7 protein-coding genes and 1 pseudogene are annotated in these 7,814 nt (G+C 64.0%); 3 read left to right on the top strand and 5 right to left on the bottom strand.

Translation table 11 applies throughout. From position 1 onward, the window contains the following. Positions 1-177, top strand: a pseudogene (locus EN943_RS38585) (MFS transporter); the annotation flags it as partial. Positions 178-252: 75 nt separating this feature from the next. Further along, positions 253-1,404, top strand: coding sequence for a ribonuclease D (gene rnd / locus EN943_RS32220; protein ID WP_027038348.1), 1,152 nt, complete (start codon positions 253-255; stop codon positions 1,402-1,404). Positions 1,405-1,511: 107 nt separating this feature from the next. On the opposite strand, the gene EN943_RS32225 is transcribed toward rnd, so the two are convergent. Genes EN943_RS32225 through guaB form a run of 3 tightly spaced genes read right to left on the bottom strand, consistent with a single transcriptional unit; the run spans position 1,512 to position 4,045 of the window. Continuing rightward, a complete protein-coding gene (locus tag EN943_RS32225) occupies positions 1,512-1,931 on the bottom strand; it encodes an MAPEG family protein (protein WP_127416037.1) in 420 nt (139 codons plus the stop codon). Positions 1,932-1,968: 37 nt separating this feature from the next. Further along, positions 1,969-2,592, bottom strand: coding sequence for a hypothetical protein (locus tag EN943_RS32230; protein ID WP_127416038.1), 624 nt, complete (start codon positions 2,590-2,592; stop codon positions 1,969-1,971). Next, on the bottom strand, positions 2,543-4,045 hold the full coding sequence (gene guaB / locus EN943_RS32235) for an IMP dehydrogenase (protein ID WP_013532286.1): 1,503 nt from the start codon (positions 4,043-4,045) through the stop codon (positions 2,543-2,545). The genes EN943_RS32230 and guaB overlap by 50 nt, the downstream gene beginning before the upstream one ends. Before the next feature lie 307 nt (positions 4,046-4,352). Between guaB and EN943_RS32240 the strand changes: the two genes are divergently transcribed. Beyond that, on the top strand, positions 4,353-5,774 hold the full coding sequence (locus EN943_RS32240; RefSeq protein ID WP_127416039.1) for an MFS transporter: 1,422 nt from the start codon (positions 4,353-4,355) through the stop codon (positions 5,772-5,774). A gap of 6 nt (positions 5,775-5,780) precedes the next feature. Here the strand turns inward: EN943_RS32240 and EN943_RS32245 are convergent, their stop codons facing one another. After that, positions 5,781-6,533 (bottom strand): RlmE family RNA methyltransferase, encoded by a 753-nt coding sequence (locus tag EN943_RS32245; RefSeq protein ID WP_127416040.1) that lies wholly within the window; start codon positions 6,531-6,533, stop codon positions 5,781-5,783. Between the two features lie 22 nt (positions 6,534-6,555). Continuing rightward, positions 6,556-7,814: Ppx/GppA phosphatase family protein (locus EN943_RS32250; protein WP_164778484.1), on the bottom strand; the 1,259-nt coding region annotated here is incomplete at its 5' end.

Here is a 7,814-nt window from a genome sequence, read left to right on the forward strand (position 1 = left end):
GTATTCAGCGCGGTGGTCTATGCGATCTTCATCGCGGTCATCCTCTACCGCATGCAGGCCCGGTCCGGCGTGCCGGCAGGCAGACGCGGCCGCTTCATCGCGCTCCTGCGCACTTCGACGATTTTCGCACGGCTGGCCAGGAGAAACGGCGATTCCGATGGGCCGGGAACCTCATGATGGCGGCGCCAAAGCTTGACGAAAGCCCCGGCGGCTGAAATCTAGGAAGACCTTACTCCTGCCAAAAGCGATTTGATGCACGTCATCACCACCCAGAAAGAACTCGAGACCGTTCTCGCCGCTTTCGAAAAGTCGGATTTCGTCACTGTCGACACCGAATTCATTCGAGAAACGACGTTTTGGCCGATCCTGTGCCTGATCCAGATGGCCGCCCCCGGCGTGACGGCACTGATCGATCCGCTGTCGCCCGACATCGACCTGAAGCCGTTCTTCAGGCTGATGGCCAACGAGGCGGTGGTCAAAGTCTTCCACGCCGCGCGGCAGGACATCGAAATCATCGTCCATCTCGGCGATCTGGTTCCGCATCCTGTGTTCGACACGCAAGTGGCGGCGATGGTCTGCGGCTTCGGCGACAGTGTTTCCTACGATCAGCTCGTGCAGCGGATCACCGGGGCGCGGCTCGACAAGTCATCGCGCTTCACCGACTGGCGCCACCGGCCGCTTTCCGACAAGCAGCTCGACTATGCGCTGGCCGACGTCACCCATCTGATCGAGGTCTATCAGCACCTCAGCGCCGAACTGGAGCGGGAAAACCGCGCCCATTGGCTCAACGAGGAAATGGAGGTCCTGACCTCCCGCGAGACCTATGATCCGCATCCCGAGGACGCCTGGAAGCGTCTGAAGATGCGGCTGCGCAAACCGCAGGAACTGGCGATCGTGCAGGGCGTTGCGGCGTGGCGCGAGCGCGAGGCGCGCGAACGCGACGTGCCGCGCGGCCGCGTGCTCAAGGACGACGCGATCTACGAGGTGGCGCAGCAGGCGCCGCGCGACGCGGCAGCCCTCGGCAAGCTGCGCACGACGCCGAAGGGCTGGGAGCGTTCCTCGACGGCAACGGCGCTGCTCGGCGCGGTCAACACCGCACTTGCCTTGCCCAAGGAAGAGATGCCGAAGCTGCCAAAGAGTTTCCAGCCGCCCGAGGGCTCGAGCGCCGCGGCGGAACTGTTGAAGGTGCTGCTGCGGATCGTCGCCGAAAAAGAAGGCGTCGCCTCCAAGGTGCTGGCCTCCAGCGACGACATCGACCGTATCGCCGCCGAGGGCGAGGAAGCCGACGTACCAGCCCTGCAGGGCTGGCGGCGCGCGGTGTTCGGCGAGGCCGCGCTCAAGCTGGTGCGCGGCGAGATCGGCATCAAGTTCGACAAGCGCAAGATCGCGGTATTCGACCTGTAGACGAGCATTAGAATTCGAGACACCGGCAGGACAGAGGGGGCGCGAAGGAGCTCGACATACGGCTCGTTCTACTACCGTTGCCAATGCCGATCATTGGCTTCGCGGGCTCAAACCACGCCGAGCAGGTGTAGCGCGAACCAGATCCATCCCAGCAGGAGAATCACCGCGCTGACGAAGAATGACCGGCTGCGCAGCAGCAGATTGTTGCTGGTCAGGTGAACCCAGGCATGGAAATAGCGCGATGCGACGAAAATCCACATCAGCGCCAGGGTCAGATAGTTGACGCCGTTGGTCAGGTGCAGCGTCAGACACAGCACATAGAACAGCACCGGCAGTTCGAACTGATTGGTGAGATTGGCGGCAACGGTGACGCTGGAGGCCGGCTCGGTCGAACGCACCTTGAACTGACCGGGCTTCGCCTCGCCTGACCTGATTGCGCCGTATCTGCGACGACCCAGGACGCAGTAGACGATGTAGATCAGCAGCACATGCGCCAGAACAGGCCAGAAGATCGTGGTCTGGTTCACGAAGTGTCCCCTACCCGGCTGTGGTTTCCGCGCGGCATCAGGCCTGGCGTTTCTGGCCTGCCAGCAAGAAGGCGGCAATGACGATCACCGGGATGGCGAAAAGCGCGAATTTGGTGACGGTGAGCGCCGAAGCCAAAGACAGCGAGTCTGGGTTCGCCGACAGGAAATCGGACAGAAGCCGCGCTACCGCGATGTTCTGGGCGTAGTCGGCAAGCGTGTAGGGCAGCACCAGGACCAGCGCGAAGATCGACTGCAGCTGCGCCGGCAGCACGCGGAAAGCCTTCAATCGCCGGCCGGTGGCCAGGATCAGGCTGACCAGCGTCACAGACAGCAGCGCCGGGAACAACAGATCGAAGGTCAGATAGTGCCAGACGAGAATGATCTCGCCGCCGCGCCGGCCGAGCGCCGTCAGCCAGGCCATGCCTTCGTCCGGCGTGAAACCGAAAATACGCATGTCGAGCGACGGCAAGCCGCCGCTCAACTGGCGGAAATAGAAGAATTCCAGTGCCGTCATGGCGATGAAAACCACCGCCGACAGGAAACAGAGTGCGCCTGCGTGGCGCGACAGCCGCAGGATCGTCGCTGTCAGGCTCCGCCCGAGCCCGTACTGGTCAGGCTCCGCCGGGATAGTTCGGGCTTTCGCGGGTAATCGTGACGTCATGGGCGTGGCTTTCACGAAGTCCGGCATTGGATATGCGCACAAAAGTGGCGCGCTCGCGGAAATCGGCAAGGTCGCGGCCACCAACATAACCCATAGCGGCTTTCAAGCCGCCCGCAAGCTGGTGCAGCACGCCGGACACAGGTCCTTTGTAGGGAACCTGCCCTTCGATGCCTTCCGGGACCAGTTTCAGCGTATCGCGCACCTCGGCCTGGAAGTAGCGATCGGCGGAGCCGCGGGCCATGGCGCCGACCGAGCCCATGCCACGATAGGCCTTGAAGGAGCGGCCCTGGTGCAGATAGACCTCGCCCGGGCTTTCGTCGGTTCCGGCCAGCAGCGAGCCGATCATGGCCGCACTGGCGCCTGCGGCAAGCGCCTTGGCGAGATCGCCGGAATATTTGATGCCGCCATCGGCGATCACCGAGACACCAGATTTGTGCGCCGTCTCGACCGCCGACATGATGGCTGAAAGCTGCGGCACGCCGACGCCGGCAACGATGCGGGTGGTGCAGATGGAACCCGGGCCGATGCCGACCTTGACGGCGTCGGCGCCGGCGTCGATCAGCGCCTGCGTGCCCGCGGCGGTGGCGACATTGCCGGCCAGGATACGGACCGAGTTGGATAGTTTTTTCGCCCGCGTGACGGCGTCGAGCACGCGTTGTGAGTGGCCATGCGCGGTGTCGATGACCAGAAGGTCGACGCCGGCATCGATCAGGCGTTCGGCGCGCTCGAAACCGTCATCGCCGACGCTGGTGGCGGCGGCGGCGCGCAACCGGCCCTGGGCGTCCTTGGTGGCGTGCGGGTTGAGCTGCGACTTCTCGATGTCCTTGACCGTGATCAGCCCGACGCAATTGCCCTGCCTGTCGACGACCACCAGCTTTTCAATACGGTGCTGGTGCAGGAGGCGCTTGGCCTCGTCCTGGTCGACATTCTCCTTGACCGTGATCAGGTTGTCACGGGTCATCAGTTCATGGACCTTCTGCGCCGGATCGGACGCAAAGCGCACGTCGCGATTGGTCAGGATGCCGATCAGCCGGCCGATCTTGTGGCCGCCGCTGCCGCCGTTCTCGACCACCGGAATGCCCGAGATCGAATAGCTGCGCATCAGGCCCAGCGCGTCGGCGAGCGTCGCGTCGGGGCCGATGGTGACGGGATTGACCACCATGCCGGACTCGAATTTCTTGACCTGGCGCACCTGCTCGGCCTGTTCGGCCGGCGAGAAATTGCGGTGGATGACGCCAATGCCGCCGGCTTGGGCCATGGCGATGGCAAGCCGCGCCTCGGTGACGGTGTCCATCGCCGCAGAGAGGATCGGCACGTTGAGATCAATGTCGCCGGCGATGCGGGTGCGGACATCGGTCTCGCCGGGCATGACCTCGGAATGACCCGGCTGCAGCAGCACGTCGTCAAAGGTCAGCGCCAATGCGCCGGTGGACGTTTCGATGATTTTTGCCATGGCCAGTCCCTTGAATATAAAAAGCGGTGGGGGAATACAAAAAAGCGCTGGACCGGAATGGACAGCGCCGACTCGTTTCTTCCCTTTCAGGATTGGCGGTGGCTGGTACCACGTCCAAGCGCCGATGAAAAGCCGATGATTTCACGCTCCCGCAAAGGTGACTTTACGGCGAAAGGATGCCACCTGTGGTTGCCGGTCGCACAAACGTGACAGCAAATTAATGCGACATACGGGCGAAGGCATGGTAACCGCCCGCCTCAAGGCCGCCATGCATCGGCGACGCAGCATTCAAGTTCGGACGCGTTTTGTGAACCGCACCATCCCGCTCATACTGGCGGTCGCCCTTTTCATGGAAAACATGGATTCGACTGTCATCGCGACATCGCTGCCGGCGATCGCCGTCGACATCCACACCAGCCCGATCGCGCTCAAGCTGGCGCTGACTGCCTATCTGGTCTCGCTGGCGATCTTCATTCCGATCAGCGGCTGGATGGCCGACCGTTTCGGCGCCAAGACTGTTTTTCGTGCCGCGATCGCGGTCTTCATCGGCGGCTCGATCGCCTGCGCGCTCTCCGGTTCGCTGCCAGCTTTCGTGGTCTCGCGCTTCCTGCAAGGCATTGGCGGCGCCATGATGACGCCCGTCGGGCGGCTGGTGCTGGTGCGCGCGACACCGAAAAGCGAACTCGTCGCGGCGATGTCCTGGCTGACCGTTCCGGCGCTGGTCGGGCCGCTGGTCGGGCCCCCAGTCGGCGGCTTCATCACCACCTACTTTACCTGGCACTGGATCTTCCTGATCAATGTGCCGATCGGCGTGGTCGGCATCTGGCTGGCGACGCGTTTCCTGCCGGAGACCGAACCGTCACAGACCCCGCCACTTGATTTCATCGGCTTCGTGCTGAGCGGGCTGGCGGCATCCGGGGTGGTGTTTGGCCTGTCGGTGGTCAGCTTGCCCTATCTGCCGCCAATCGTCGGTGTCACCACCGTAGCGGTTGGTCTGCTGTCGGGCGCTCTCTATCTCATGCATGCGCGCCACGCCAAAAACCCGCTGCTGGCGCTCGAACTGTTCCGCAACCAGGTGTTCCGCTCTTCGGTGCTTGGCGGCTCGCTGTTTCGCATCGGCATCGGCGCCGTGCCCTTCCTGCTGCCGCTGATGTTCCAGATCGGCTTTGGGCTGACGCCGTTCCAGTCCGGCATGATCACCTTCGTCTCGGCGATCGGCGCCATAGGCATGAAATTCGTCACCGCAATGATCTTCCGCGTCGCCGGCTTCCGCCGCGTGCTGGTCGTCGGTTCGCTGGTCGCCGCGGCCTCGATCGCCATCTACGGCCTGTTCACACCCGACACACCCTATCTGCTGATGCTGGCCATGCTGCTCGTCGGCGGCTTCATCCGCTCGATGTTCTTCACCGGCGTCAATGCGCTCGCCTATGCCGAGGTTTCGGCTGAAGACACCAGCAAGGCGACGCCGATTACAGCCGTGTTCCAGCAGTTGTCGGTCGCGCTCGGCGTGGCGCTGGCCGGCGGAATCCTGGAAGTATCGACGTCAATCCATGGCGGCTCGCTGTCGCTGGACGACTTCCACATTGCCTTCTTCATCGTTGCAGCGGTCTCGGCGGCGGCATCGCTATCCTTCATCCGGCTGGCGCCCGATGCCGGCAACGCTGTCTCCGGCCACGGCCGGCTGACAACACCCAAGACGCTGGAAACGGTCAGCCCGCCCGGCAATTGATGCAGCTTACGCTTCGGGCTCGCCCTCTGGACGTTCCGATTCGCCTGACGGCGAACTGGCCTCTCGCCCCTTGAAGTCCTTGGCCAAGAGATAGAGCTCTACCGATTCATCGCGCGACGCCGGTGGCTTGACGTGATGGACCGAGCGGAAGTTCTTCTTGAGCATGGAGAGCAGCTCGTTTTCGGCGCCGCCCTGGAAGGTCTTGGCAAGGAAATGCCCGCCCGGCTTCAGCACCGACAGCGCGAAATCGGCCGCCACCTCGCACAAATGCATGGTGCGGATATGGTCGGTTCGCTTGTGGCCGGTGGTTGGCGCCGCCATGTCGGACAGCACGATGTCCGGATCGCCACCCAGCGCCTCGGCCAGCTTTTGCGGCGCTGCCGGATCGAGGAAATCCATCAACAGAACCGGTGCACCGGGCACGGCGTCCATTTCGAGATAATCGATGCCGATGACATGCGGCTTGTCGGCCGTCGATTTCGTCCGCGCGGCGGCGACCTGGCACCAGCCGCCGGGGGCGGCGCCGAGATCGATCACCTTCATGCCGGGTTTCAGGAGATGATGCTTGTCATCGATCTCGATCAGCTTGTAGGCCGCGCGCGAGCGATAACCGTCAGCCTTGGAGCGCTGGACATAGGGATCGTTGATGTGGCGCTGCAGCCAGCGGCGCGACGATTCCTTCAGCCCGCTCTTCTTCTTGATCCGCGTCTTCAGCACGCGAATGCTGGCGGATCCTGGTTTTTCCGGTTTCTTGGTCATTGTTTATTTCTTCGGTTCGGGCTCACGCTCTGCCACGCCCATCATTGCGCCAGACGCCGTCATCGGCCATCAGTTCGCTCAAAATACCTTCGCGCAGGCCCCGATCGGCGACCCGCAGCCGCTCCGACGGCCACACGGCGCGGATCGCTTCGAGGATAGCACAGCCGGCCAGTACCAGATCGGCGCGATCGGCACCGATGCAAGGGTTGGCGCAGCGCTGCTGGAAATCCCAGCCGACCAGTCTTTCGACCATGCGATCGACGCTGTCGCGGTCCATCCACAGCCCGTCGACACGGCGGCGGTCGTAGCGCTCGAGCTCAAGGTGGACACCGGCCAGCGTCGTCACCGTTCCGGACGTGCCCAGCAGATGGAAATTCGGGCTGGCCTTGAGATGGCTCAGCCGATCGCGACCGTCGAAGCTGGCCAGCCGGCCAGCGACATCATCGACCATGGCGGCGAAGATCTCGCGCGTCACCGTGCGGCCGCCAAAGCGCTCGGCCAGCGAGACGACGCCGACCGGCAGCGAGGTCCACGACACGATATGATTGGCCAGCCTTGGTGAACGGCGGCCGGCGAGATCGATGAGCGCGATTTCCGACGAGCCGCCGCCAATATCGAACAGCACGACGCCTTGGGTGTCGCGCTCGACCAGCGAGCCGCAGCCGGACACCGCCAGCCGCGCCTCGGTCTGGCGGTCGATGATCTCGAGCTTCAGACCGGCCTCGCGTTCGACGCGGTCGATGAACTCGACGCCGTTTTCGGCCGTGCGGCAGGCCTCGGTGGCGATCAGCCGGGCTTTTCTGATCTTGCGGTTGCGCAATTTGTCGCCGCAGATTTTCAGCGCCTCAACCGCGCGGTCCATCGCCGGCTGGCCGAGCCGGCCATTGGCGGTGAGCCCCTCGCCCAGCCGGACGATGCGAGAGAAGGCGTCGATGACGCGGAACTGGCCATGCCGTGTCGGCACGGCGACCAGCAGCCGGCAATTGTTGGTGCCGAGGTCAAGCGCCGCAAACACCGGAAGCTCATGGACCGGCGGCCGACGGGTGCCTTGTTCCGGCCGCGGCACAACAGCGGCGGGCGAGACCGCCGATTCCACCGGTTTGTGGGCCTCCGCCGCCGGGGCACCGGTCTTGCCTGGCGCCGACGATCGATTCTCCGCGGGAGGCGCTTCGTCGCGCGCAAAAACCTTGCGCCCGCGCCTTCGCTTGCGCCGCTTCTTGGGCTTGCCTTTGTGGGGTGCGTCGCGCGTCTGCCCGTCTGCGGAGCGGAACTCCGTAGGGC

The organism is Mesorhizobium sp. M7A.F.Ca.US.006.01.1.1 (assembly GCF_003997935.1).
Taxonomy (GTDB): Bacteria; Pseudomonadota; Alphaproteobacteria; order Rhizobiales; family Rhizobiaceae; genus Mesorhizobium.

Bases quoted from the DNA above. Each gene is read 5' to 3' on its own strand.
- EN943_RS32230 (WP_127416038.1), bottom strand. From the start codon at position 2,592: ATGACGTCACGATTACCCGCGAAAGCCCGAACTATCCCGGCGGAGCCT.
- guaB (WP_013532286.1), bottom strand. From the start codon at position 4,045: ATGGCAAAAATCATCGAAACGTCCACCGGCGCATTGGCGCTGACCTTT.
- rnd (WP_027038348.1), top strand. From the start codon at position 253: ATGCACGTCATCACCACCCAGAAAGAACTCGAGACCGTTCTCGCCGCT.
- EN943_RS32245 (WP_127416040.1), bottom strand. From the start codon at position 6,533: ATGACCAAGAAACCGGAAAAACCAGGATCCGCCAGCATTCGCGTGCTG.